The organism is Kitasatospora fiedleri (genome assembly GCF_948472415.1).
In the GTDB taxonomy this organism is placed as follows: domain Bacteria; phylum Actinomycetota; class Actinomycetes; order Streptomycetales; family Streptomycetaceae; genus Kitasatospora; species Kitasatospora fiedleri.
In genome coordinates this window covers 1,876,892-1,901,609 of record NZ_OX419519.1, presented here as the reverse complement: position 1 = coordinate 1,901,609, position 24,718 = coordinate 1,876,892, and the positions used below count along the sequence as shown (strand labels likewise).

At 73.1% G+C, this 24,718-nt stretch carries 16 protein-coding genes and 2 pseudogenes; 11 read left to right on the top strand and 7 right to left on the bottom strand.

Annotated elements, in window-relative coordinates; genetic code table 11:
* Positions 1 to 94 precede the first annotated feature (94 nt).
* From QMQ26_RS09020 to QMQ26_RS09010, 3 genes are all read right to left on the bottom strand, one after another.
* A complete protein-coding gene (locus QMQ26_RS09020) occupies positions 95 to 1,768 on the bottom strand; it encodes an RHS repeat domain-containing protein (RefSeq protein ID WP_282205349.1) in 1,674 nt (557 codons plus the stop codon).
* Between the two features lie 909 nt (positions 1,769 to 2,677).
* Positions 2,678 to 5,491: a hypothetical protein gene (locus QMQ26_RS38710; protein WP_449768971.1), complete on the bottom strand. Its 2,814-nt coding sequence runs from the start codon at positions 5,489 to 5,491 to the stop codon at positions 2,678 to 2,680.
* Positions 5,383 to 6,807 (bottom strand): hypothetical protein, encoded by a 1,425-nt coding sequence (locus tag QMQ26_RS09010; RefSeq protein WP_282205347.1) that lies wholly within the window; start codon positions 6,805 to 6,807, stop codon positions 5,383 to 5,385. Before QMQ26_RS09010 ends, QMQ26_RS38710 begins: the two co-directional genes overlap by 109 nt.
* Before the next feature lie 467 nt (positions 6,808 to 7,274).
* Here QMQ26_RS09010 and QMQ26_RS09005 point away from each other — a divergent pair, with 467 nt between their 5' ends.
* Positions 7,275 to 12,215 (top strand): LamG-like jellyroll fold domain-containing protein, encoded by a 4,941-nt coding sequence (locus tag QMQ26_RS09005; RefSeq protein ID WP_282205346.1) that lies wholly within the window; start codon positions 7,275 to 7,277, stop codon positions 12,213 to 12,215.
* A gap of 131 nt (positions 12,216 to 12,346) precedes the next feature.
* Here QMQ26_RS09005 and QMQ26_RS09000 read toward each other — a convergent pair whose 3' ends face one another.
* A complete protein-coding gene (locus QMQ26_RS09000; RefSeq protein ID WP_100835649.1) occupies positions 12,347 to 13,558 on the bottom strand; it encodes a pyridoxal phosphate-dependent aminotransferase in 1,212 nt (403 codons plus the stop codon).
* A 98-nt stretch (positions 13,559 to 13,656) separates the two neighbouring features.
* On the opposite strand from QMQ26_RS09000, the pseudogene QMQ26_RS08995 reads away from it, so the two are divergent.
* The 5 genes and pseudogenes from QMQ26_RS08995 to QMQ26_RS08975 all read left to right on the top strand — a co-directional run.
* Positions 13,657 to 14,010, top strand: a pseudogene (locus tag QMQ26_RS08995) (winged helix-turn-helix transcriptional regulator); the annotation flags it as partial.
* 140 nt (positions 14,011 to 14,150) lie between these two features.
* A complete protein-coding gene (locus tag QMQ26_RS08990) occupies positions 14,151 to 14,333 on the top strand; it encodes a hypothetical protein (RefSeq protein WP_100835647.1) in 183 nt (60 codons plus the stop codon).
* Positions 14,334 to 14,699: 366 nt separating this feature from the next.
* Entirely contained in the window at positions 14,700 to 14,912 is a 213-nt protein-coding gene (locus QMQ26_RS08985) for a hypothetical protein (protein WP_282205345.1), read from the top strand.
* A gap of 30 nt (positions 14,913 to 14,942) precedes the next feature.
* Positions 14,943 to 15,464 (top strand): hypothetical protein, encoded by a 522-nt coding sequence (locus QMQ26_RS08980; protein ID WP_282205344.1) that lies wholly within the window; start codon positions 14,943 to 14,945, stop codon positions 15,462 to 15,464.
* Between the two features lie 57 nt (positions 15,465 to 15,521).
* Positions 15,522 to 16,079 carry a sigma-70 family RNA polymerase sigma factor gene (locus QMQ26_RS08975; protein ID WP_282205343.1) on the top strand — a complete coding sequence of 186 codons (558 nt, stop codon included), beginning with the start codon at positions 15,522 to 15,524 and terminating at the stop codon, positions 16,077 to 16,079.
* A 6-nt stretch (positions 16,080 to 16,085) separates the two neighbouring features.
* Here QMQ26_RS08975 and QMQ26_RS08970 read toward each other — a convergent pair whose 3' ends face one another.
* The gene (locus QMQ26_RS08970) at positions 16,086 to 18,185 is read right to left on the bottom strand and encodes an MMPL family transporter (protein WP_282205342.1); all 2,100 of its coding nucleotides are present in this window, start codon (positions 18,183 to 18,185) and stop codon (positions 16,086 to 16,088) included.
* Positions 18,186 to 18,344: 159 nt separating this feature from the next.
* Between QMQ26_RS08970 and QMQ26_RS08965 the strand changes: the two genes are divergently transcribed.
* The 5 genes from QMQ26_RS08965 to QMQ26_RS08945 all read left to right on the top strand — a co-directional run bounded on the left by QMQ26_RS08965 (position 18,345) and on the right by QMQ26_RS08945 (position 22,847).
* On the top strand, positions 18,345 to 19,280 hold the full coding sequence (locus QMQ26_RS08965; RefSeq protein WP_100835643.1) for a MerR family transcriptional regulator: 936 nt from the start codon (positions 18,345 to 18,347) through the stop codon (positions 19,278 to 19,280).
* Between the two features lie 271 nt (positions 19,281 to 19,551).
* Positions 19,552 to 20,001 carry a MarR family winged helix-turn-helix transcriptional regulator gene (locus tag QMQ26_RS08960; RefSeq protein ID WP_282205341.1) on the top strand — a complete coding sequence of 150 codons (450 nt, stop codon included), beginning with the start codon at positions 19,552 to 19,554 and terminating at the stop codon, positions 19,999 to 20,001.
* Between the two features lie 172 nt (positions 20,002 to 20,173).
* Positions 20,174 to 21,193 (top strand): Dyp-type peroxidase, encoded by a 1,020-nt coding sequence (locus QMQ26_RS08955; RefSeq protein WP_282205340.1) that lies wholly within the window; start codon positions 20,174 to 20,176, stop codon positions 21,191 to 21,193.
* The gene (locus tag QMQ26_RS08950; protein WP_282205339.1) at positions 21,190 to 21,990 is read left to right on the top strand and encodes a family 1 encapsulin nanocompartment shell protein; all 801 of its coding nucleotides are present in this window, start codon (positions 21,190 to 21,192) and stop codon (positions 21,988 to 21,990) included. The genes QMQ26_RS08955 and QMQ26_RS08950 overlap by 4 nt, the downstream gene beginning before the upstream one ends.
* A 74-nt stretch (positions 21,991 to 22,064) precedes the next feature.
* A complete protein-coding gene (locus tag QMQ26_RS08945) occupies positions 22,065 to 22,847 on the top strand; it encodes an SGNH/GDSL hydrolase family protein (protein ID WP_282205338.1) in 783 nt (260 codons plus the stop codon).
* 7 nt (positions 22,848 to 22,854) lie between these two features.
* Here the strand turns inward: QMQ26_RS08945 and QMQ26_RS08940 are convergent, their stop codons facing one another.
* Both QMQ26_RS08940 and QMQ26_RS08935 read right to left on the bottom strand, forming a co-directional pair.
* Complete coding sequence (locus QMQ26_RS08940; protein ID WP_100835638.1) at positions 22,855 to 23,244, bottom strand: PPOX class F420-dependent oxidoreductase; 390 nt, start codon at positions 23,242 to 23,244, stop codon at positions 22,855 to 22,857.
* 29 nt (positions 23,245 to 23,273) lie between these two features.
* A pseudogene (locus QMQ26_RS08935) lies at positions 23,274 to 24,481 on the bottom strand (glycosyltransferase 87 family protein).
* Positions 24,482 to 24,718 lie beyond the last annotated feature (237 nt).

Below are 24,718 nucleotides of genomic sequence, written 5' to 3'. Positions count from 1 at the left end.
GGCTCCCAGGAGTGCGCCGCGGGGCGTGACGCGGCGGAGAGCTCCGCCGCCGAGGCGTGGAACCCGACCTCTCGCGGGGGTGTGTCGTCGGCCATCACTCGTCTCCGGGCTTGAAGGGGGAGAAGGACTTCCACTGGCCACCGGTCCAGGGCGGCTGGTTTATCGGGGCCCCGTCCTTGCCGATCGACAGGCGTCCGGTCTCGTATATGTAAAGGTAACCGGTCGGAGCCAGCACCTCCACTCCCATCTTGTTCGCCAGGTTCTGGGCGAAGTTGCCGGACTTGGAACCGGTCTGGCACGCGCAGAGCCTGATGGGCCCGCCGGTGTAGTTCGGACTGGCCTTGATCATCTGGGCGAGCACGCGGTGGTTGACCGCCCCGACTCCGGTCTCGGCGGCGTGGAAGTTGGGCGACACGCTGTTCGGGGATCCGTGGATCCAGACGTCGTGGTAGCCCGCCTTGGCCTTGGCCTTCGGACGGTGCAGGTTGAAGGTGTCGTCCTCCCGGAAGAAGACGGTGGGGCCGCCGCCGTTGGTGGGTTCGGGTGTCGGAGTGGCGGGAGCGGCGGGGTCCGCGGGCTCCTTCTGCAGGGTGACGCCGGAGTCGCTCTCCTCCGGCGGCTTGGTCCCGTTGCCCTCCTTCCCGGTCAGCTTCTCCTGGGCCCTGGCGGTGGGCTCCTCGGCCGCGGGCTCGTTCGGCTTGACGGTGCCGTTCCCCGAGGGCTTCGTCGGGGTCTCCGCCTCCTCGTGGGGGGCGCCGCCCGCCTTGGGGCCGGGCATCATCGGGGTGAGGACACCGCCGCTGCCCCCGGTCATTCCCATGGTGATGCCGGTGCGGTAGTTGGCGTTGTTGATGTGGCAGAAGACGGCCCGCCAGCCTGAGAGGCCGGTGCAGTCCTGGGCGTCCGGGATCTGCCAGTCGCTGCCGCCCCCGCCGCCGCTGTTGGAGCCGCCGCAGGTGGTCTGGTTCAGGAGGTAGTCGGAGACCCGGGCGTCGACGTCGCCGCACGAGGTGTGCTTCACCGGATGCGAGTCCGGGCTGCCGGCTCCGCCACCGTCCGTCTGGGCCGCGTTGAACAGGCCGGTGGGGTCGCTGCCGCCGACGGGGTTGTCGGAGGAGTAGGTGTACCCGCCCATCTGGTTGGGGTCGCCGGCTTCGAGCATCGGGTCGGCGGTGAGGAAGCGGCCGATGGCGGGGTCGTAGTGGCGGGCTCCGAGGAGGTCGAGGCCGGTGGTGGTGTCGGTGGGTTTGCCGAGGTAGCCGTGGTTGTCGGCCCAGACCGAGGGCTGGGTGCCGCGCGGGTTGCCGTACGGATCGAAGGAGCGCCGGGTGACCGCCAGGGTGCCGGCGTCGACCTGGAGTTGGGCGGTGCCTTGGTGGTTGGCGGGCTGGTAGGTGACGGTGCCGCTGCTGGAGCGGACGACGGTGGTGCCGTCGGGGTTGTGGTAGTAGCGCAGGCCGCTCACGGACCCGGTGGCGCTGTCCAGGGTGAGCTGTTCGGCACCGCCGAACAGGTAGAGGACCGCACCCGTGGGACTGCGCTGGATCAGCAGGTCGCCGTTGCCGTCGTACAGGTAACTGGTGGTCTGGTCGGCGCCGGTGCCGGTCTTGGTGACGATGCCGGAGGTCCGGCCCTCCGCGTTGTAGGTGAAGGTCTGGTTCTTGACGGACGCCCCGCTGGTGGCGCGGTCCGTGGTGTTGCCCGCCGCGTCGTAGTGCGGGGTGAGGACGGTGGTGCCGGTCGGGCCGGCCGTGGTGACGGTGGTCACCGTATTGGGCTGGTTGGCCTTGGCGGTGCCGTTGCCGGGTAGGTGCTGGTCTGGGTGACGTCCTTGGCGGTGTTGCCCGTCAGGTCGTGCTGGACCTGCTGGGTGCGGTCGCCGAGCAGGTTGTACTGCCAGGTCTCCCAGTAGGCGGCCGGGCCGCCGAGGGTGGCCGGGGCGGGGGTGGTGGAGTTGCACCGGGCCAGTTGGCCGGCCGTCGGTGTCGTGGTGCCGGCGGTGTCGGTCCAGGCGGTGGTCAGCCGGTCGAGGCCGTCGTAGCCGAAGCACTGGGTGTCGGTGACGGGGTGCCGGTGCCGTTGGACTGGGCTTCGGAGATGGTGGTGGGGTTGCCCGCCTGGTCGTAGCCGTAGGCGGTGTCGGAGAGCGGTGTGGTGCCGGTCTGCACGCTGACGCGGTTGGTGGTCAGACGGCCGGTGGCGTCGTCGTAGGTCTGCGCGGTGCGGTACTGCTTGCCCGTGTCGCCGTAGGTGGACTGCAGGATCTGGCCGAGCGGGCTGTAGGCGGCGATGTCCAGGTAGTGGGTGAACCGTCCGGAGCCCGAACTGACCAGCCCACCTTGGAGGTTGTAGCCGTATCCGACCGACTCGGCGGAGAGGCCGCCGTCCGCGTTGTAGGTGGTGTGCGCGAGCAGGCCGACGTTGGGCGTGTAGTCGGCGCCGATGGTGTAGGTGTTGGCCAGTTTCCCTTCGGCGGCCGGGACGGTGACGCTGGTTCCGGTCGGCTGGTAGGAGGCGTTGTAGCCGGTCACCGCGGTGGTGTAGGCGCTGCTTCCGGTGCCGGAACCGCCGACGTAGCGGGTGCTGGAGGTCGGGTAGCCCTTCTGCAGGGTGTCGTAGACGTACCCGGTCAGCTGCTTGGTCGCATCGGTGGTGCTCGAGCCGTCGTAGGTCCCGATCAGCCGGTCGAGGGTGTCGTACTTGTAGGAGACGGTCTGCTGGCGGGCGTCCTTGGTGGTGGCGATCCGGCCCAGCGCGTCGTAGGTGGTGCTGGACGTCCCGGTGTCCGGGTCGCTCTGGGAGGTCTGCCGGCCCAGTAGGTCGTACGTGTAGGTCCAGGCGTTGCCGACGGCGTCGGTGAGGGATGCCACCTGGCCCGAGAACCCGTAGGTGTAGGAGGTGGTGGAGTCACCGGTGCCGATGCCGCCGTGGACGGTGCTGGAGACGGTCCGGCCCCGGGCGTCGGTGACGACGCTGGTGGGGCTGCCGCCGGGCGGCGGGGTGCTGTCGGTGCGGTCCATGCCCGGGTAGGCGGTGGCGGACTGCCAGAGCTTGGCGCCCTTGCTGAACAGCGCACTGGCGGTGGTTCGGCCCAGGCCGTCGTAGGTGGTGACGGTCTGCGAGAGCAGCGTGTTGTCGTTCTCCACGAACAGGGTGCGCCGGGTGCGGTGCTCGGGTCGGCGTACGGCGCGGTCGAGGAGACCGCCCGGCCGTGCGAGTCGTACCGGGTCGAGGCGATCAGGCGGCCCGCGGAGTTGTCGGCGGTGCTGCTCTGGGTCTGCCGCAACCCGAGGAAGCCGTCGTAGATGTCGACGGAGGTGCTGTACGACTGGTCCTCGCGCAGCGTCCGGGTGGTGACCGTCGCCGGGTCGGGGTGGTCCCCGGCGCCGTGGAGGGCGTACGAGAACGTCCGGTCGGGGGTCTTGCCGTCCGCCTTGTTGCGGCCGGGCAGCCAGATCTGGGTGCGGCGGCCGAGCGCGTCGTAGGTGGAGTCGGTGATCTTCCCGTTGGCGTCGACGGCCTGGGTCGTCAGGCCGCGGGCCGGAGCGTAGGTGCTGGTGGAGGTCCAGCCGGCCGGATTGGTGGTGGAGACGGCGGTGGCGAGGGTGCCCGACGCCGGGGTGTAGGCGCTGGTGGTGGTGTTGCCCGCGAGGTCCCGGGAGGAGGTGACCCGGCCGTAGGCGTCGTAGCTGACGGCCCCGTTGGTCCGGAAGACCGCGTTGCCGGAGGCGTCGTACGAGGTGGCCACCTGACGGGCGGTGATCAGGCCCACGGTGGTGCCGTTGCCGCCGACACTGCCGAACGTGCCGGGGTTGGCGACGGTGCCGTCACCGTCGTAGAACAGCCGTTCGTGCTTGATCGTCGTGCTGTTGCCGGCCTTCGTGGTGCAGGGGCCGGAGACGGTCAGCGATTCCTTGGGGAGGCTGAGCACCATCGGGTTGGACGCCGGTGCGGTGGCGTACGAGACGCTGGTGCAGACCTCCTGGCTCGGGTCGGCGACGTCCCCCTTGTCATCGGCCTGGCTCGGTCGGCCCAGGCTGTCGAAGGTCATGTCGGCCCGGGTGGTGCGCCAACTGCCGTCGGCCTTCAGCTCCAGGGTCCGGCTGCTGGCGTTCTGCGGCCGCAGGGCCACCAGGGCGGGCAGGGTGGAGAGGGTGGGCGGCGGGGTCTTGGACGTCCACGCGGCGCGCGTGCGGGTGGCGGTGGTGGTCACCGCGGGTGCCGCCGTCAGCGTCCGGGTGACGGGCGTGCCGCCGGCCTGGGTGTAAGTGGTGCTCTCCTGGCTGCTGCCGGCCAGCCAGTTGCTGTCGGTGGTCGCTTCGCCCAGGGAGTTGGCGAGGCTGACGCTCCGCTTGCTGCCGTCGGCCTTGTAGTCGCCGTCCATGCCCTGGAAGTAGGACACGCTGCTCTGGCTGACCGGGTCGGGGGCCGTGCCGGTGGTGGTGGTGACGGTGCGGTAGCCGCGGAAGTCGTTCCAGGTGCGGTACTGGTCGTCCGTCAGGTCGGAGTCGTCGCGGTGCCAGGCCGCGCCGCCGCCGTAGGTGTACTTGGTCACCCGGGACGGGGACCCGGCCGTGGTCAGGTCGTTGTCGCCGACCTCGGCGACCAGTGTCTTGTGGAACCAGTCGGGCACCGGGTCCTTCACCCCCGGCGGGTTCCAGTACACCGGGAAGCAGGCCATGGTGTTGCCGTCCGGCGAGGCCGGCATCGCGCCGGTGGTCCGGGAGCACTCGGGATCGCGGTACTTGACCGTGAGGGACTCGCCGGTCTCGGTCCGGATCGCGGAGATCCTGGGCCGCCACAGCGGGGGCGCGGCCGGGCCGCCGTCGACGCGGTTGTTCATCTCGACGCCGCTGAAGACGACCGGGTCGAGCGGGGCGCTGCCGCTGCCGCTGCCGCCGGCCGAGGTGTCGAGGCCGGTGCGCTGGATCTGGGACAGCCACATGACGGACTGCAGCTGGCCGGTGTCCGCCGGGTCGACGGTCTTGCCGGTGACCGGGTCCATCGCGCCGCCCGCGTCGGAGAACAGGTGCGTCAGCGCGTAGGAGTCGATGTCGGACCAGGTGCTGCCGTTCCTGACCCTGGTGGTGATGGTCTTCAGCCGGACGGTGGACCAGAAGGTCGGTGCGGCGACCTGGCAGACGTTGGAACCGTTGCCGGAAGTCGCCATTCCAGCCGTGCAGTTGAGGTTGTACGGGACGTCGGGCCAGTTGGTGGCCGTGGTCGCGGACAGGTTGGAGTACTGGCAGACGGTGTCGGAGGTGACGCAGCGCTGGGCGGGGGTGAAGACCACCTTGGCCGCGGGCTCGCGACCGGCCCGGGCGTCCGCGAGCTGGTAGCCGTAGGAGATCTGGGTGGGGTAGCCGCCGCGCACGTACGCGCTCATCGTGCCGCCGCCGCCGGAGTTGGCGACCTGCCCGTAGCCGCGGTTGTAGGAGTTGGTCTCGGTTGCCCAGTCGTAGCGCTGGACGTTGCCGTTGGCGTCCACCACGAAGTCGAGGTTGAACCGGTAGCCGGGTTGGCCGGGCAGAGCGAGTTCTTGCCGGAGCCCGCGCTGTAGCAGGGGTCGCCGGAGTTCGGGTGGTAGACCGGCACGCCCCAGGCGCTGTTGGTCGCGGTGTCCGAGGTGGTGCCCGGCGCGTGGTTGAGGCCCAGGTAGTACTGGGTGCCGTCGGGCGTGGTGACCTTGAAGTACTCGCCGTTCCAGACGCCGTTGGAAGCGCCGGTCAGGTCCTCGATCTTGGTGCCGTCGTCGTTCGGCAGGTGGTAGGCGCCCGAGCTGTCACGGACCAGTTCACCGGAGTGCGAGCCCAGCGAGAGGGTGGCGTTCCAGCCCGCCCAGCACTCGTCGCCGGAGTCGGTGATGCCGTCGGACGAGCAGGGCCGGTAGGAGCGCTCGATGTAGCCCGGGGTGAAGTCCCAGCCGTCGCCGACCCAGGAGGCCTGGGAGTTGCGGGCAGAGGTCTTGCCGTCCACCGACTGCGAGTTGTACGACAGGGCCACGGCGGGCGGGGTGCCGCCGAGGGAGGGCGGCACGCCGATCGAGTAGGTGTAGGTGAACGCGCCCTGGGACGATCCCCAGTTCCCGGAAGCCGAGAGCGAGGTCGCGGTGTAGCTGCCCTGCGAGCCGCCGGTGTCGGAGACCGCGGCGACGGCCGTGCCGGAGCCGGCCACGGCGTCGAGTCGCATCCCGGTCGCGCCGCCGGCCGGCGCGCTCTCCTGCGCGGGGAGCTGGACGTTCGCGGTCAGCTTGTGGGTGACCGGGTCGTTGACCGTCTCCAGCGGCGTGCGGGTGCGGCACGAGTCGTACTGCGGAGTGGTCAGCGCACAGGCCGGCATCTGCACCAGGCTCAGCCGGGAAGCCCAGCCGCCGCCGTACGCCTGGGCGATGGAGCCGTAGTCGACGGCGACCGAGACGCTGCCGCCGGAGCCCTCGACCGGCTGGAGACCGACCAGCAGGCCGTCCACGTTCGCGGCCTGGGCCTTGGCACGGTCCGCGGTCTCGACCTTCAGGGAGGTCGCAGCCGGAGCCTTCGACTTCGCCGGTCCGGTCGGGGCGGTGAGCGCCACCGTGCCGGACGGGTCGGCGGAGCCGACCGGCACCGTGGAGGTGGACGCCTTGGGCCAGTTGACGACCGCCGCCTTGTGGGTGCGCAGCTCGCGCGAACCGGCGGCCACGCCGTGGTCCGCCTTGTCCGCGGGGGCGGTGGCGTTGTGCCCGACGACCTTCGGCACGGCGGGCAGCGGGTCGGCCGCCCACAGCTTTCCATCGTAGTGGTAGGGGCCGACGGTCGTCGCACCGGCCATCGGAATTATCAATGACATCGCGGCGGCGACCGTCGCGGCGACGGTCAGTCCACGAAATCTCAGTCGGTTGCGCGCCCGCGCGGGACGCCCTCTCCGAGCCAACATAGGGGGGGATGCTCCCATTTTTCTGACGGTTTATCACATGACGATGCGCCAGATTTAGGCAGCTGGAAGCGCATGACTGGCGGCTGCGGAACGCTATTGCCATGCCGATCCAATCGCAATACCCTGCCGTGCCGAGCGATGTGGAGAAGGGTTCTGGTCGGCGTAACGGATCGTCATGTCCCTCTATTCCATATCGGAATCCGGTGGGCGAATCGGACATGATCGGAAGCTTCGGGACGCCTCTTGGTGACGTAGGACTTTCGATTTGATTCCCCATTTAACTAAAATTTTGCAATTGTCTAGGGGTAGTAGTGCACGCAGTCAACGGAAGACCGTCCCGTAGGCGGTCCCGGCGCCGAGCCGTGGCACTGGTGGCGGCGGCCTGCGCGGTGCTGGTCGGCTTCGCCGCTCCGGCGGTGGCCGACGACCGGCCGTTCGCCGTGGCGCCCGGCAACACCACGCCGCCGGCCGCCGGGCAGCAGGACAGTGCGCCGAACGGGCCGGTGCAGGTGGCCCGGGCGAAGGCCAGGGCGACCGGGAAGGCGGTGACGGTGGAGGAGTTGACCACCGAGACCAGCCTGACGGTGGCCAACCCGGACGGGACGCTGACCCGCACCGACAACGTCCGCCCCGCCCGGGTGCGGAAGGACGGCGTCTGGACGGCGGTCGACGCCTCGCTCGCCAGGAACGGCGACGGCACCTGGTCGCCGAAGGCCGTGCCGTCGGGCGTCGCGCTGTCGGGCGGCGGCACCGGCCCGCTGGCGACGTTCACCGACGCCGAGGGCCACGACCTGTCGCTGACCCTGCCGTTCGCGCTGCCCGCACCGGTCGTCTCGGGCGCGGGCGCCGACTACCGCAACGTGCTGCCCGGTGTCGACCTCGAGGTGAGCGTCACCGACGAGGGCGCCTTCCACGAGGTGCTGGTCGTCCACGACGCCGCCGCCGCGGCGAACCCGGCGCTGCGCACGCTCAAACTGGCCACCAATGCCAAGGGATTGACGACCCGTGCGGACGCGGACGGCGCCGTGACGGCGGCCGCCGCCGACGGCACTCCGGTGTTCACCTCGCCCGTCCCGGTGATGTGGGACTCCACCACCAGCGCCACCGCGGCCGGGAAGTCGCGGTCCAGGGCCGCCGGCGCCCCGCAGGCGGCCGCCGCGCCGACCGGCGTGACGGTGGACGCCGCCGATGCCGAGGCGTCCAGCGCCAAGGGCCCGGGCCACCAGGCGCACGTGTCGGCGATCAAGGTGGCCGCGGACTCCGCCGGCCTCACCCTGAGCCCGGACGCCGCGCAGTTGGACAGCCCGGACACGGTCTGGCCGGTGTACATCGACCCGTACGTGAACCCGGTGACCGGGGGGACCAACCACTACGTGCAGGTCAAGGAGGGCTGCCCCTCCGAGAAGACCTACGACAAGGCGCAGGAGAACGGCGAGGGCGCCGGCTACCAGCAGTACAGCTCGACCTGCTTCGGCCTGTACCGCTCGTTCTACGAGTTCAACACCGGCAACCTGAGCCCGAACATGGTGGTCTCCAAGTCCACCATGACGCTCTACTCGACCCACGGCGCGGACGCCAACTGCAACGCCACCTGGCCCGCGACGCTGAAGCTCACCGGCGGCATCGACGCGAACACGGTCTGGCCCGGCCCGGGGGTGGTCTCCACGATCGGCACCCAGCAGGTCAAGAGCGCCAACGTCAACGTCGGCTGCGGCAACCAGAGCGCCCAGTTCGACGTGACCTCCACCATCAAGCAGTACCAGAACTACCCGAACCTGACGTTCGGCCTGTACGGCAACGAGAGCAAGTCCTCCACCAACTACGGGTTCATGCGCTTCGCCACCAACCCGTACCTCACCACCGTGTTCGACGTCCCCCCGAACGCGCCGCAGGACCTCGGCACCACTCCGGCCTCGCGGAACCCCGCCTCGGCGGCCTGCGGTTCGGGCAGCCCCGGCTGGATCGGGCTGACCACGATGAACGGCAACGCCTCGAACATCACCCTGGACGCCACCCTCAGCACGGAGATGTCCGGCGTCAACCTCCAGGCGCACTACCACGTCTGGGACAACATGGTGAACAACGGCTCCGGCGCCCCCGCGGACGCCTCCTGGCCGGTCAGCCCGGGCTGGGTCGCCTCCGGCACCACCGTGCACACCCCGATCGGCGGCGCGGTCAGCGACGGACACCAGTACGGCTGGAACGCCTGGGCCCAGGACGGCACCCTCGGCAGCGGCGACTCCGCGTACTGCTACTTCGACGTCGACCTCAGCGCCCCCACTCAGGCCGCCGTCACCCCGTCGGCCGACTTCCCGCCGCTGGGCGGCGGTGCCACCGCCACCAAGCACGCCGGTGACAGCGCCCACGTCGCGGTCTCCGCCACCGACCCGGTGCCGACCGGCTGCACCCGCAACGCCTGCATCAACTCCGGCGTCCGGGAGTTCCAGTACTCCCTGGACGCGAACATCCCCACCGTCGGCGCGACCAGTCTCCCGGCGACCGTCACCAACGGCGTGGCCACCGTCGACATCCCGATCACCGTCCCGAGCAACCAGTGGGGCACCCACACCCTGTACGTCCGCGCCGTCGACAACGCCGGCAACACCCAGCCCACCGCCACCACGTACAGCTTCTACGCGCCCTGGAACCCCACCGCGAAGGTCACCGCCGGCGACCTCACCGGTGACGGCGTCCCCGACCTGCTCGCCACCACCACCGACGGCAACCTCACCCTGATCGGCGGCAACACCGCCCCGGGCACCGCGCCGGACACCGCCTCGACCCCGGCGCAGAGCCCCGACCGCACCGGCTGGGACAACTACCTGATCGCCCACCGCGGCAGCATCACCCAGCAGGACAAGGACGACCTCTTCGCCTACCAGAAGCAGACCCGCACCCTGTACGCCTACCACAATGACGCGACCACGTCCCCGACCGGCACCGCCGGACACTTCACCCTGACCCAGGGCGTGCAGGGCCCGCTGCGCCGCCCGGCGTGCGTGGCCACGACGGCGGGCAACTGCTCCGGCTACAACTCCGCGGACTGGTCCTCGGTCAGCCAACTGGTCTCGGCCGGCCCGCTCTCCATCAACGCCTACAACGCCGCGCACCCCGACCAGAAGGTGGGCCCGGCCGCCGACCTGCTCACCGTCGAGAACGGCAAGCTCTGGTACTACATCTCCGGAGCCGATCCCAGCACCTACTTCGACACCGCGTACCAGATCGGCACCGGCGACTGGAGCATCCTCACCGTGGTCGGCGTCGGCAACGTGGGCGCCGTCACCGCCGGCACCAGCGCCGGGGCCACCTCCACCGGCGGCACCCCGACCCTCTGGGTCCGCAACAACATCACCGGCGCGATCAGCAGCTTCCGGCTCACCTTCGACGCCAACGGCATCCCCACCGCCACCATCGCCGCCCCGACCCGGGCCGCCCTGGTCTCCGGCGTCCTGGGCACCGACGGCAAGAACATGTGCCTCGACATCAGCAACGCCAACACCACGGACGGCACCAAGGTCCAGATGTGGACCTGCAACGGCTCCGACGCCCAGAGCTTCACGCTGGGCCGCGACAGCACCGTCCACGCCCTCGGCAAGTGCCTCGACGCCAGCCAGAGCGGCACCGCCAACGGCACCCTCGTCCAGCTCTGGACCTGCAACAACAGTGCCGCCCAGAAGTGGGCCCCCGGCCCGTTCGCCGGCTCCCTGCTCAACCCCAACTCCGGTCGCTGCCTGGCCGATCCGGCCTCGTCGAACACCACCGGCACCCAGGTGGTCCTCTGGGACTGCCTGACCGGCCACGCCGAGCAGAACTGGGCCGCGACCACCACCGGCTCCGCCCTCCCCGCCGCCCAGCCGGTCCTCCCGCTGGGCATCGGCACCAAGGAGTACCCCGCCCTGTCCACCCCGGGTGACGTGGACGGCGACGGCAACCCCGAGCTGTACGCCCTCGCCCCCGACAACCGCATCATGCGCGTCTCGGGTGCCAGCCCGTTCACCGGCCCCCTCGTCGACCGGTGGAAGCTCACCGACGCCAGCGACACCGTCCGCACCAACAACCTCACCCTGAACGGCGGCGCGGCCATCGCCACCGACGGCGTCCTGGGCCAGGTCCTCTCGCTCAAGGGCGGCACGGCCTACGCCTCCAGCGCCACCACCGGCGTGGACACCAGCAAGAGCTTCACCGTCTCCGCCTGGGTCAACCTGCCGGACCTCCCGACCCAGAACGCCACCGCCGTCTCCCAGGACGGCACCCAGAACTCCGGCTTCTACCTGCAGTACAACAGCACGGTGAAGGGGTGGTGCCTGAACATCATGGCCAACGACACCGCGACCTCCACCGGCAGCGGCTTCACCCCCTGCTCCAGCGCGAACGTCGCAGCCGGCACCTGGACCCACCTGACCGGCTCCTACGACGCCGCCACCAAGAGCACCAGGCTCTACGTCAACGGCACCCTCTCCGCCTCCACCACCGGACTGGTCAACTGGTCCGCCGGCGGCAACGTCTCCATCGGCTCCGCCCTCTACCACGGCACCCGCACCGACTACTTCCCCGGCCTGATCAGCGACGTCCAGGTCCGCACCGGCGCGATGGCCGACGTCGCCCAGTTCGGCACGTCAGGCACCCTGGGCTACTTCCAGCCGCGGCCCACCGACCGCTGGAAGCTCGCCGACACCACCGACAGCGCCCGCGCCAACGACCTGACCCTCACCGGCGGCGCCACCCTCGGCACCGACAGCGGGCACACCACCCTGAACGGCAACGGCACCGACGGCTACGCCAGCAGCACCACCACCAGCCTCGACACCGGCAAGAGCTTCACCGTCTCCGCCTGGGTCAAGCTCACCAGCCTCGGCGCCAACTCCACCTTCGTCTCCCAGTCCGGCACCCACACCAACGGGTTCACCCTCTACTACTCCGCCTCCTACCGCGCCTTCGCCTTCGGCAAGACCCGCAGCGACGACGACACCGGCAGCTACACCTCCACCTACGGACCCACCACCGGCTCCACCGCACCCGCGGTCGGGGTCTGGTACCACCTCACCGGCGTCTACGACACCACCACCAACCAGGTCAGCCTCTACATCAACGGTGCCCAAGCCGCCACCGCCCCCTACGGCGGCGGCACCTGGAACGCCACCGGCCCCCTCCAGATCGGCCGCCGCCTCTTCAAGAGCGGCTACGGCGAGTACCTCGCCGGCTCCGTCAGCGACGTCCAGACCTACAACACCGTCCTGTCCCCCACCGCGATCTCCCTCCTGCCCGGCGGAATCCTGGCCGTCGCCCCGGTCCAACTGAGCTGAACCGAACCGGTCCACCGAACGACGGTGCCGCCTCGGAGAGTCCTCTCCGAGGCGGCACCGTCGTTCGGTGGACCGTCGCTCCGACGGTCCGGCAGGGCGAAGCGCCGCCCGTACCCGCGCCACCGCCCCCGCTACTGGCGGTAGGTGGCCAGGAAGCGGCCGATCCGGTTGATCGCGGTCTCCAGTTCGTCGGCGCGCGGGAGGGTGACGAAGCGGAAGTGGTCGGGGCGGGGCCAGTTGAAGCCGGTGCCCTGGACGATGTGGATCTTCTCGCGGAGCAGCAGGTCGAGGACGAAGCGCTCGTCGTCGACGATCCGGTGCACGGCCGGGTCGAGCTTGGCGAAGGCGTAGAGGGCGCCCTTGGGTTTGACGCAGGAGACGCCGGGGATCTCGTTCAGCGCCCGCCAGGTGACGTCGCGCTGTTCGGTGAGCCGGCCGTTCGGCAGGACCAGGTCGTCGATGGACTGCCGGCCGCCGAGGGCGGCCTGCACGGCGTACTGGGCGGGCACGTTGGGGCACAGCCGCATCGCGGCGAGCATGGTGAGGCCCTCCAGGTAGTCCTTGGCGTGCTCCTTGGGGCCGGAGACCACCAGCCAGCCGCTGCGGAAGCCGGCCACCCGGTAGGACTTGGACAGGCCGTTGAAGGTGAGGGTGACCACGTCGTCGGCGAGGGCGGCCAGGCAGTGGTGCTCGGTGCCGTCGTAGAGGATCTTGTCGTAGATCTCGTCGGCGAAGACCAGCAGGTGGTGGCGGCGGGCCAGGTCGAGGATGCCCTCCAGCAGCTCCTTCGGGTAGACCGCGCCGGTCGGGTTGTTCGGGTTGATCACCACGATCGCCTTGGTGCGGTGGGTGATCTTGGCGGCGATGTCGTCCAGGTCCGGGTACCAGTCGGACTCCTCGTCGCACAGGTAGTGCACCGCCTTGCCGCCGGCGAACCGCACCACCGCCGTCCACAGCGGGAAGTCCGGCGCCGGGACGAGCACCTCGTCGCCGTCGTCCACCAGCGCCTGCACGGCCATCTGGATCAGCTCGGACGCGCCGTTGCCCAGGTACACGTCGTCCACGCCGACGCCCGGGACGCCGCGCTGCTGGTAGTACTGCACGACGGCGCGGCGGGCGGGGAGGATGCCGCGCGAGTCGGAGTAGCCGTGCGCGTTGGGCAGGTTGCGGATGATGTCCTGGAGGATCTCCTCCGGCGCCTCGAAGCCGAACGGGGCCGGGTTGCCGGTGTTCAGCCGCAGCACGCTGTGGCCGGCCTCCTCCAGGGCGTTGGCGGTGTCGACGACCGGGCCACGGATCTCGTAGCACACGTCCTTCAGCTTGCTGGACTGGCGAAACTCCATCAGCGGCCTCCCGACCCTCACCGAGCCCCTGCGGCCGGCTTGCTTCGTTCTACCAAGTAAGGACTTGGAAAGTCCAACCTATTGGCTATGCTGACGGCATGCCACGCCGAAGCTACGACCAGTACTGCGCCGTCGCCCGCGCCCTGGACGCGGTGGGGGAGCGCTGGAGCCTCCTGATCGTCCGTGAACTCCTCGGCGGACCGCGCCGCTACACCGACCTGCACGCCGACCTGCCCGGCGTCTCCACCGACATCCTCGCCACCCGGCTCAAGCAGCTGGAGGGCGAGGGGCTGGTGGAGCGCCGTCGCCTGGAGCGCCCCGCCAACGCCACCGTCTACGAGCTCACCCCCCGCGGCGCCGAACTGCGCCCCGTGGTCGAGGCGCTGGCCCACTGGGGCGGCCCCGACCTGGGCGAGCCGCGACCCACCGACGCCGTCCGCGAGCACTGGTACACCGCCGCCGACTCCTGAGCCCGCCCCGGCGCACCGCCGCCAACTCCTGAGCCTCCCTTGAGGCTTGACCCGCCCTTTGCCGGGTACGCTGACGGCATCCGGGCCGCGTCCAGGGCTCGGCGACGGACGGGGGTTCCACCATGCCGCGCCTGCTCGCACTCGCCGCCTCGGCCGCCCGCGCGGCCGCCCGGCCCTTCCGCCACAAGCGCCAGGCGTACGACCACACCGAGGCCCACCGCGCCCAGGTCGACCGGGACGTCGCGGTCTCCCGCCACCACCGCGCCGCCAACCACAGCTGGACGGGCGGCAACTCGGCCAACTAGGCGCCGTGCCGCCGCTGTTCGGCCGTCCGGCGCCGCCGCCCGGCTGTCGGCGGGGCCCGCTCGGCCGGGGCCCGTGAACGCCCCTCCCGGTATCCGGATCACCGCCGTCCCGCCGTTCGGAGCGGCGGACGTCGGCGTGCTGCTCTCCGTCGACACCGCCTCCGCCGAGCCCGGCGCGCGGGCCGTCCGCGGGCTCCTGGCCCACGGCCACGAGGGCGCGGAGGGCGTCCACCACCTCTTGCCCACGACCTGGCCGCCCGCTGCACCCGCACCGGCGACCGGCTCGCCGTCACCCTGGTCACCACCCGCGCCGCCCCCACCTGCTGCCCCGCCGAACAGCCCGACCCGCTCGCCGAGTTCGCCGACGTGCCCACCGAGGGCGAGGGCGCGGGCGAGGACGCGTGGGTGCCGCTGCTGCGCCGCGAACCGGCCACCGACTTCGCCCCCGCCGAACGGGACGCCGAGGCCCGGGCCGTCCTGCTGATCGACCGCACCGGCCCGGCGGCCTCCCAAGAGCCGCTGCCGGCCGGCTTCGAGGCCGGCGAGTCGGGCCTCGCGGTGCTCAATGCCCGCTGGTGACGCGGGCGGGTCGGGCGGTAGGTTCCGGGGGTGGGCGAATCGGAGTGGGAGGGTGCGCGGGCCGGGTTCCGGGCCGGGGCGGCCGGGGTGGGGCTCGGGGCGGTCATCGCGCTGGTGGTCTGGGGGCTGTCGGCGGTCTTCGGCGACGGTGCGTTCCCGTCGGGCGCGGTGATCGTCGTGGCGATGTCGGGGGTGGGCTTCCTCGGCTCGTTCTGGCAGGCCCGCTCCGGGAACCGGCGGCCCGCCACGCTGATCGCCGTGCTGCTGTTCGTGCTCGTCGCCATGCTGGTGGCCGAGTTGGCCGGCGGCGTCGAAGAGGGGCCCGAGCACGACCCCTCCGGCGGACTGGCCCTCGGCTACCTGGTGGCCGTCCTGGTCGCCGCGACCGCCTTCGGCGCGCTGACCGACCCGCCCGGTGCCGTGGACGGGGACGGGGATGGTGCCGATGCCGACGCTCCGGCCGTTCGCGGTCGGCGCCACCGCCTCGCCGTCCACGGCGCCCTGGCCGTGCTGCTCGCCCTGCTGGCCGTGCTGGTCGCCGTCACCCGCTGAAACGCTGCACGGACGCTGCGAGTGGCGTCCGGCCCGGGGTGGGGCGACCGTGGCAGGGTGACGGTGGAAGCGTGCGGCGGCGAACTGGTGGCCCGGGTCGCCCGGGGCGAGCGGGACGCCTTCGAGACGCTGTACCGGCATCTGCTCGGTCCGGTCGGGGCGGTGGTGCGGCGGGTGCTGCGCGACCGGGCGCAGAGCGAGGAGGTCGTCCAGGAGGTGTTCCTGGAACTCTGGCGCACCGCCGACCGCTACCGCCCCGACCGCGGCAGCGTGTACGCCTGGGCCCTGACCGCCGCCCACCACCGCGCCGTCGACCGGGTCCGCGCCGCCCGGGCCGGGGCCGAACGCGAGCGCACCGCCGCCCTGCGCGAGTACCGGCCCGCGTACGACAGCGTCGCCACCGAGGCCGAACGCCGGCTGGAGGGCCGCGCCGTGCGCGCGGCCCTGGCCGCCCTCACCCCCGCCCAGCGCGAGGCGCTCGCCCTCGCCTACTGGGGCGGCTGCACCCAGACCCGGATCGCCGCGCTGCTGGACACCCCGCTGGGCACGGTCAAGAGCCGGGTCCGGGACGGCCTGCGGCGGCTGCGGACGGAACTGGAACCGGAACCGGCCTGAGCGCCCTCAGTCCGCCCGGCGGGCCGGCCACCAGACCCGGCCGCCGAGGTCGTGCACCAGGGCCGGGACGAGCAGCGAGCGCACCAGCAGGGTGTCGAGCAGGACGCCGAAGGCCACGATGAAGGCGATCTGGGCGAGGAAGGCGAGCGGGATCACCCCGAGGGCGGCGAAGGTCGCGGCCAGCACCACGCCCGCGGAGGTGATGACGCCGCCGGTCGCGGTCAGGCCGCGCAGGACGCCGGCCCGGGTGCCGAGCGCCGCGGTCTCCTCGCGGACCCGGGTCATCAGGAAGATGTTGTAGTCCACGCCCAGCGCGACCAGGAACACGAACCCGTACAGCGGGACGGACGGATCGGTCGCCGAGAACCCGAACACGTGCGGGAACACCAGCGCCGAGACGCCCAGCGTGGCCAGGTAGGAGAGCGCCACCGTCGCCGCCAGCAGCACCGGCGCCAGCACCGAGCGCAGCAGCAGGACCAGCACCACCAGGATGCACAGCAGCACCACCGGCATGATCAGCGTCCGGTCGCGCTCCGCGGTGGCCCGGGTGTCGGCCTGCTGCGCCGAGTAGCCGCCGACCAGCGCGTCGGCCCCGTCCACGGCGTGCACCGCGGTGCGCAGCCGGCCGACGGTGGCGAGCGCGGCGTCGCTGTCGGCCGGGTCGGTGAGCGTCGCGTCCAGCCGGACCAGGCCGTTCGCGGTCACCGGCGGGTCGGTGGGCGCACCCCCGGTGTACGGGCGCACCGAGGCCACGCCGGGCACCTGCGCGGCCGCCGCCACCGCCTCGGCCTGACCGGCGTTCGCGACGATCACCGCCGGGTTGCCCGAGCCTCCCGGGAAGTGCGCCGACAGCAGGCGCTGCGCGGCGACCGAAGGCTGGGGGGTGGTGAACAGTTCGGACTGCGGCACGCCCCGGGCGTCCAGCAGCGGGGAGCAGGCCGCGAGCGCCGCCAGCACCGCCGCCGTACCCACCCACAGGGCGCGCGGGCGGCGGCCCACCAGGTCGGCGACCCGCTGCCAGACCCGGTGCGAGCCGCCCCGGCCGTCGGCGGCGGGCCGGGCCGGCCAGAACGCGGCCCGGCCGCACAGCGCGAGCACCGCCGGGAGGAAGGTCAGCGCGGACAGCACGGCGCAGGCGATGCCGATCGCGCCGACCGGGCCGAGCGCCCGGTTGTTCGTCAGGTCCGAGAGCAGCAGCACCAGCAGGCCCAGCCCGACCGTCAGGCCCGAGGCGGCGATCGGCTCCGCCGAGCGGCGCAGTGCGGTGCGGGCGGCGGTGAACCGGTCCGGTCCGGTGGCGAGTTCCTCGCGGAAGCGGGCGGACAGCAGCAGCCCGTAGTCGGTGGCCGCGCCGATCACCAGGATCGACAGCAGCCCCTGCACCTGCCCGTCCACCCGCACCACGCCGTGCTGGGCCAGCGCGTACACGATCGCGCAGGCCACGCCGAGCGCGAACACCGCGCCCAGGATCACCAGCACCGGCAGCAGCACCGCCCGGTACACCAGCACCAGGATCAGCAGCACCACGCCGAGCGCCACCCCGAGCAGTAGGCCGTCGATGCCCGCGAACGCCCCCGACAGGTCGGCCAGCACCGCCGCCGGTCCGGCCACCCCGGCCACCGCGTCCGGCACCTGCTCGGCGCGCTCGCGGATCGCCGTGACCGCGACCTTGGTGTCCGGCCCGAGGTCGGCGCGCAGCTGCACCACCGCCTCCAGCGCCCGCCCGTCCTCGGAGGGCAGCAGCGGCGACGCCTGCCCGGTGGTGCCGGGCACCTCCGCCGCCGCGGCCAGCGCCTGCCCGGCGGCGGCCCGCAGCGCCTCGTCGACCTGCCCGGACCGCGCCTCCCAGACCAGCACCACCGGCAGCGTCGACTCGGTCCGGAAGTCCTTCTCCAGCTGGGCGACCCTGGTCGACTCCGCGCTGCGCGGCAGGAACGCCGCCCCGTCGTTGGTCGACACCTCGCCCAGCTTCCCCGCGAACGGCCCGAGCGCGCCGCCGAGCGCCAGCCAGACCAGCAGCAGCACGAGCGGGAGCAGGAAGCGCAGCCGGCGCGGGACGGACGGGGGCGCGGGGGCGGAGGGTGCGGGCGGGACGGGAGTCGGCATGAGCGGAGAATATCTCAATCATTGAGAGATTTGGCGCGTCGAGCCCACGTGGCGGTGACGGCGGTGACGGCAGTGACGGCAGTGACGGCGGTGGCTATGGTGACGGCAGTGACGGCGGTGGCGACGTCCGGGGCCCCCGGCAGGCCCTAGGCTGACGTGGTGTCAGCAGAACCGGCCGAGGCGGGAACGAGCACCGGGGCGGTCGCCCGGCGGCTCGGGGTGTCGCCGACCACCGTCCGCTCCTGGGAACGCCGCTACGGCATCGGCCCGGCCGAACGGGAGGCCGGGCACCACCGGCGCTGGACACCCCGGGACGTGGCCGTGCTGGAGGCGATGTGCCGCCTCACCGCGCGCGGGGTGCCGCCCGCCGAGGCCGCCCGGCTCGCCCCCGCGCTGGCCGGGACGGCGGACGGCCCGCCGCCGACGGCCCCCGGACCGGCCGGGGCGGTCCGGCCCGAGGTGCGCGGACTGGCCCGCGCGGCCCGCCGCCTGGACAGCCCCGAGGTCGCCCGCATCCTGCACGGCAGCGTCGAACGGCTCGGCGCCGTCACCGCCTGGACGGACGTGATGGCACCCGCGCTGCGCGCCGCCGGACGCCGCTGGGCCCGCAGCGGGGAGCGGTACGTCGAGGTCGAGCACCTGCTCTCCTGGCACGTCTCCAGCGCGCTGCGCCGGGTCGCCGAACCCCCGGCCGCCGCCCCCGGGCCGCCCGTGCTGCTGGCCGCGATGCCCGGCGAGCAGCACACCCTCCCGCTGGAGGCGGTGGCCGCCGCCCTCGCCGAACGCGGCCTGCCCTTCCGGGTCTTCGGCGCCGCGGTGCCCGCCGGGGCCCTCGCCGAAGCCGTCCGCCGCACCGGCCCCGCCGCCGTCCTGCTCTGGTCGCAGACCCGCGCCACCGCCGACCCGGTCCCCGTCCGCGCCACCGCCACCACCGCCTGGGGCGGCCGCGGCTCCCGGGTCCGCCCCACCCTCCTCGCCGCCGGCCCCGGCTGGCACCGCACCACCCGCCCGCCCGACGCCCTGGCCCCCCGCGACCTCCCGGCCGCCCTCGCCCTGCTGACGGGCGCGCTGGGCGCGGGCGGAACGGGGCGGTGAGGGGAACGCCCGTGCCCCCGGCGGGAGTCGGGGCCGGGTAGGGGTGCGGTGCGGGGTGCGGTGCGGGGTGCACGCCCGCCGCCGGTCCCCGCGTCCGGCCGGGCGGCCTCGCGTTCCGGGTGCGCCGGGCCCCGCCGGAGGTGCTGGTCGTCGTTCCGTCGCGCTGCGGTGCCTGCGCGGTCGGTCGGAGGTGGTCGCGCTAGGGTCGTGGCGGCAGGGTCGGGCGGGCAGGGCGGCAGGTGGGTGGAGGGGTGCGGTGGAGGAGCGGCCGGTGGCGCAGCGGGAGTTCGGGCGGTTGTTGCAGGGGCTGGCGTCCGAGATGAACCTGCTCGGGCACGATTTCGCGGCGGCCTCGGGCCTGCACGCGACGGACGTCCAGGCGTTGCTGGCGGTGTTGCGGGCGGCCGATCCGCCCGGGATCACGCCCGGGGGGCTGCGGGCCGAACTGGGGTTGACGTCGGGGGCGGTGACCGCGGTGCTGGACCGGTTGGAGCGGGCCGGGCACGTCCACCGGACCAAGGACGCCACCGACCGGCGGCAGGTGCACGTGCACTACCACCCGGACGCGGCCCGGATCGCCGGGGAGTGGTTCGCCCCCGTCGCGGACTGCACCGACCGGGTCCGGGCCGAGTTCGCGCCGGAGCAGGTCGCCACCGTGGTGCGCTTCCTGACCCGGATGACCGAGGAGCTCGCCGAGCTGCGGCAGGCCAGACGGTCCTGACGAGCCCGGCGGCCCCGACGAGCCCGACGGTCCTGACGAGCCAGGCGCCCCCGGCGGCCCCAAGCCCCCGCCGGACACGCCCGATTCGGGTGCTGTCGCGGTGTCTAGACCCTTTTGCCGGGTATGGTCGGCGGGCGTCCGAACGTCCGGCAGCCCTCTGGGAGCACCCGCCATGCCGCAGCCCCAACCGGTCCTCTCCACGCTGACCGGGGCCGCCGTGTTCCTGGTGCTCGGGATCGAGGACGGCGGCGAGCAGACCGTCCGCGACCTGCTGCCGGACCTCGGCGGCCTGGCCCGCTCGGTCGGCTCCCGGGCCCCGCGCCAGGACGTCAGCCTGGTGCTCGGCATCGGCTCCGACGCCTGGGACCGCCTGTTCGCCGGGCCCCGCCCCGCCCAACTGCACCCCTTCGTCGAACTCGCCGGGCCCCGGCACCTCGCCCCGGCCACCCCCGGCGACCTGCTGCTGCACGTCCGGGCCGAGCGGATGGACCTCTGCTTCGAGCTGGCCACCCTGATCAGCCGGCGGCTCGGCGACCGGGTCACCGTGCTGGACGAGACCCACGGCTTCCGGTACTTCGACTGCCGCGACCTGATCGGCTTCGTCGACGGCACCGAGAACCCCACCGGGCGGGACGCCGCCGAGGCCGTCCTGATCGGCGACGAGGACCCGGACTTCGCCGGCGGCAGCTACGTCGTCGTGCAGAAGTACCTGCACGACATGGCCGGGTGGAACGCGATCGGCGTCGAGCACCAGGAACGGGTGATCGGCCGCACCAAGCTCGACAACGTCGAACTCGACGACGCCGCCAAGCCCGCCGACTCGCACGTCGCGCTGAACACCGTCACCGGCCCCGACGGCGAGGACCGCGACATCTGGCGGCTCAACATGCCGTTCGGCTCCTTCGCGGAGGGCGGCGAGTGCGGCACCTACTTCATCGGCTACGCCCGCGACCCGCAGGTCACCGAGGAGATGCTCCGCAACATGTTCCTGGGCCGCGGCCCCGCCGCCCACGACCGGCTGCTGGACTTCTCCACCGCCGTCACCGGCACCTTCTTCCACGTCCCCAGCGCGGACTTCCTGGACGACCCGCCGCCCGCCCCCGGCGCCCGGGTCGAAGCCCCGGCCGTCCCGCTGCCGGTCCGGGACGGCAGCCTCCGCATCGGCAGTCTGAAAAGGAGCACCGCACCGTGAACAACCTGCACCGCGCCCTGGCGCCCGTCTCCGCCGCCGCCTGGGCCGAGATCGAGGAGGAGGCCCGGCGCACCTTCCGACTGCACCTCGCCGGACGCCGGGTGGTCGACCTGGCCAGACCGGACGGGCCCGAGCTGGCGGCCGTCGGCACCGGGCACCTCGCCGACATCGCCGCCCCCGGCAACGGCGTCCGGGCCCGCGCCCGCGAGTCCCTCCGGGTGGTCGAGCTGCGCGTCCCCTTCACCGTCACCCGGGCCGCGGTGGACGACGTCGAACGCGGCTCCAAGGACTCCGACTGGGACCCGGTCAAGGACGCCGCCCGCACCATCGCCCTCGCCGAGGACCGCACGGTCTTCGAGGGTTACCAGGCCGCCGGCATCACCGGCATCCGCGACGGCTCCTCCCACCACCCCGTCGAACTCCCCGCCGACGTCCGTGAGTACCCCAACGCCGTCAGCCGCGCCCTCACCGTGCTGCGCCTGGCCGGGGTCGGCGGCCCCTACTCGCTGCTGCTCGGCGCCGACACCTTCACCGCCGTCAACGAGACCTCCGACCACGGCTACCCGGTCCACAACCACCTGGCCCGCCTGCTCGACGGCGAGATCATCTGGGCCCCCGCCGTCGAGGGCGCCGTCCTGCTCTCCGCCCGCGGCGGCGACTTCGAGCTCCACCTCGGCGAGGACCTCTCGATCGGCTACCTCTCCCACGACGACACCACCGTCCACCTCTACCTCCAGGAGTCCCTCACCTTCCAGCTCCACACCCCGGAGGCCGCAGTCACCCTCACCTCGGCCTGACCGCCACGGCCTTCCCCGCCCGTCCGGTACGCCTCGGTAGGGTGGGGCCGCGACGGACGACTCCAGGAGGCGGTGTGCGGCAGTACCGGGCGATGGTGGCGGTGGGCGACTCGTTCACCGAGGGGATGTGCGACGACACCCTGCCCGACGGGCAGTTCCGCGGCTGGGCGGACCGGGTCGCCGCCGTGCTGGCCGCCGAGGCGGAGGCGGACGGCTTCCGGTACGCGAACCTGGCGGTGCGCGGCAAGCTGATCGGCCAGATCCGGGACGAGCAGGTCGACCTGGCCGCGGCGACCGACGCCGACCTGGTGACGCTGGCGGGCGGCCTGAACGACGTGCTCCGGCCGGGCTGCGACATCGCCGAGGTCGAGCGGCAGCTCGGCGCGTGCACCCGCGCGCTGCTCGCCGGGGACCGCACCGTGGTGCTGTTCACCTCCACCGACCCGACCCGGCGGATGGCCGGCAGCCGCCGACTGCTGCCCGCGATCCTGCGGATGAAGGCCTTCGTGGAGGGCGTGGTGCGGGACCACCCGGACCGGGTGGTGCTGGTCGACCTGTTCTCGGCGCCGGTGTTCGACGACCGCAGGCTCTGGGCCGAGGACCGGCTGCACCTGTCCCCGGAGGGTCACCGCCGGGTCGCGCTGGCGGTGCTGGAGGCGCTCGGCCGCCCGGCCGCCGAGGACTGGCGGGCCCCGCTGGCCGAGCCGGACCCCCGCACCCGCGTCCAGCGGGCCCGCGCCGACGCCCGCTGGCTGGGCACCCACGTCGGCCCGTGGATCGGCCGCCGCCTGCGCGGGCGCTCCTCCGGGGACGGTCGCCCGGCCAAGCGCCCCGAGCTGCTGCCGTACGAGGGCTGACGCCGGGTCAGCCCCGGTCGAGGCGGACGGTGATCCCGACGGTGCCGTCCTTGCCGCGGCGCAGCCGGCTGCCGAGCAGGGTGAGCCGCCCGACCAGCCCGTACTTGCGGGCCAGCAGCTGCCGGTAGCGCTCGGTGGTGGCGGCGTCCGCGATCTCGGCGGTGGCGGGCAGCGGCTTGCCGGTCGGGTTGCCGCGCACGTCGCACGGCCCGACCAGCACCTCGCCGCGCCGCCGGATGCGCTTGACCTTCCAGGACCCGGCGGTGGTCCACACCCCGAGCGCGTCGCCGTCCCGGACCACCCACACCGGGGTGGGCACGGCGCTGCCGTCCTTCTTGTAGCTGGTGATCAGCAGGTACTTGCCGGCGGCGAGCCGGTCCAGTGCGGTGTCGGCCATTGCTGGAGTGTACGTCCCCTGGCGGCCCGTCAGGCCGTCGGGACGGGGTCCGGGTCGCCGCGCGGATCGTCCTGCGCGCCGGTGCCGGTGTCGGTACCGGCGGCGTCGGCCGCGCGGGGCGCCGGCCCGGGCCCGGGCGAGGCGGTGGCCCGCCAGAGCCGGGCGGCGGACCAGAGCGCGGCGGTCAGCAGCAGCCCGTTGCGCAGCAGGATCACCCCGGTCGGCCACCAGCCGCCGGCCTGCATCGCGTCGAAGAACAGCGGGTAGTCGACGGTGGTGACGCCGACCACCGGCAGCAGCAGCAGGGCGACCGGCCACTGCGTGGTGCTCTCCACGGTCAGGCAGACGGCGGCCAGGCCGATCAGCCAGACCAGGTACTGCGGGGAGATCACCCGGCTGGTGACGGTGAACAGCAGCACCGCGGTCAGTGCCGCGTCGTACGGGGTGGCGGCCGTCCAGCGCCGGGCCCGCACCCGCCACAGCAGCAGCCAGGCGAAGGCCGCGGCGCTCAGCAGCAGCGACAGCTGCGAGATCCGGTGCACGTACCGGCCGAGGAACTCGAACGAGCCGTAGTGCTGCTCGACCCGGCCGGACCAGCCGAACTGCCGGGCCACCTGGAGGACGCTGCCGCCCAGCGACTCGATCTCCACGCCGCGTCCGCCCTGGGCGTGCAGGAAGCCGAGGGTGTGGTCGAAGCAGGCGGCGAGGACCAGCAGCAGGGCCAGCGCGGAGAGCGCGGCGGCGGTCCACGCCTGCCGGGTGGTGCGGCCGCGCGGGGTGCCCAGGACGGCCAGCGCGGGCCACACCTTGACCATCGCGCCGATCCCGGCCAGCGCCCCGCCCAGCCGGGGCCGGGCCGGGAGCAGCAGCAGCGCGCCGACCGCGAGCGCGGTGGCGAGCAGGTCGTAGCGCCCGTAGGGCAGGCCGAGCAGCAGCGGCAGGGCCAGCGCCCAGGCCCACGCCCCCGGACCGAGCGTCCCGGGCCGCGCCCGGCCGCCAGCAGCGCGGCCTGCACGGCGGCGTCGGCCAGCAGCACCAGCAGCACGAACGCCTGGAGGTAGCTGAGGAACGGCAGCAGGCCCGGCGCGAGCATCGGCAGCGCCGCGCCCGGCGGGTACTGCCAGGTGACGTCGTCGACCGGGAAGGTGCCGGTGCGCAGCACCTGGTACCAGCCGTGGTACAGCCGGTGCACCTCGATGGCGGGTTCGGTCCGGCCGGAGCGGATCAGCCCGACCATCAGCACCCGACCGGCGACCCAGTACGCGGCGAGGGCGAGCACCTCGCGGGGCCAGGTGGCGGGGCGGGTCCAGCGGACCGGCCGGTCGGGTGTCCGGACGGCCGGGGCGGGGGCCTGCGCCACCTGGTCCTCCCATGCGCTGACGGGGGCTCCGGCAGCGGCGCTGACGGAGGATCGCAAAACAGTCCTCCACCTCTCATACCAGACGATTCGGGCGGCCTCCGGGTCGCCCCGGCG

What these genes read in the sequence shown, in the direction of transcription:
- QMQ26_RS09010 (WP_282205347.1), bottom strand. Translation starts at nt 6,807, where the DNA reads ATGGCCGGTGCGACGACCGTCGGCCCCTACCACTACGATGGAAAGCTG.
- QMQ26_RS09000 (WP_100835649.1), bottom strand. Translation starts at nt 13,558, where the DNA reads ATGGAGTTTCGCCAGTCCAGCAAGCTGAAGGACGTGTGCTACGAGATC.
- QMQ26_RS08990 (WP_100835647.1), top strand. Translation starts at nt 14,151, where the DNA reads ATGCCGCGCCTGCTCGCACTCGCCGCCTCGGCCGCCCGCGCGGCCGCC.
- QMQ26_RS08970 (WP_282205342.1), bottom strand. Translation starts at nt 18,185, where the DNA reads ATGCCGACTCCCGTCCCGCCCGCACCCTCCGCCCCCGCGCCCCCGTCC.
- QMQ26_RS08955 (WP_282205340.1), top strand. Translation starts at nt 20,174, where the DNA reads ATGCCGCAGCCCCAACCGGTCCTCTCCACGCTGACCGGGGCCGCCGTG.
- QMQ26_RS08940 (WP_100835638.1), bottom strand. Translation starts at nt 23,244, where the DNA reads ATGGCCGACACCGCACTGGACCGGCTCGCCGCCGGCAAGTACCTGCTG.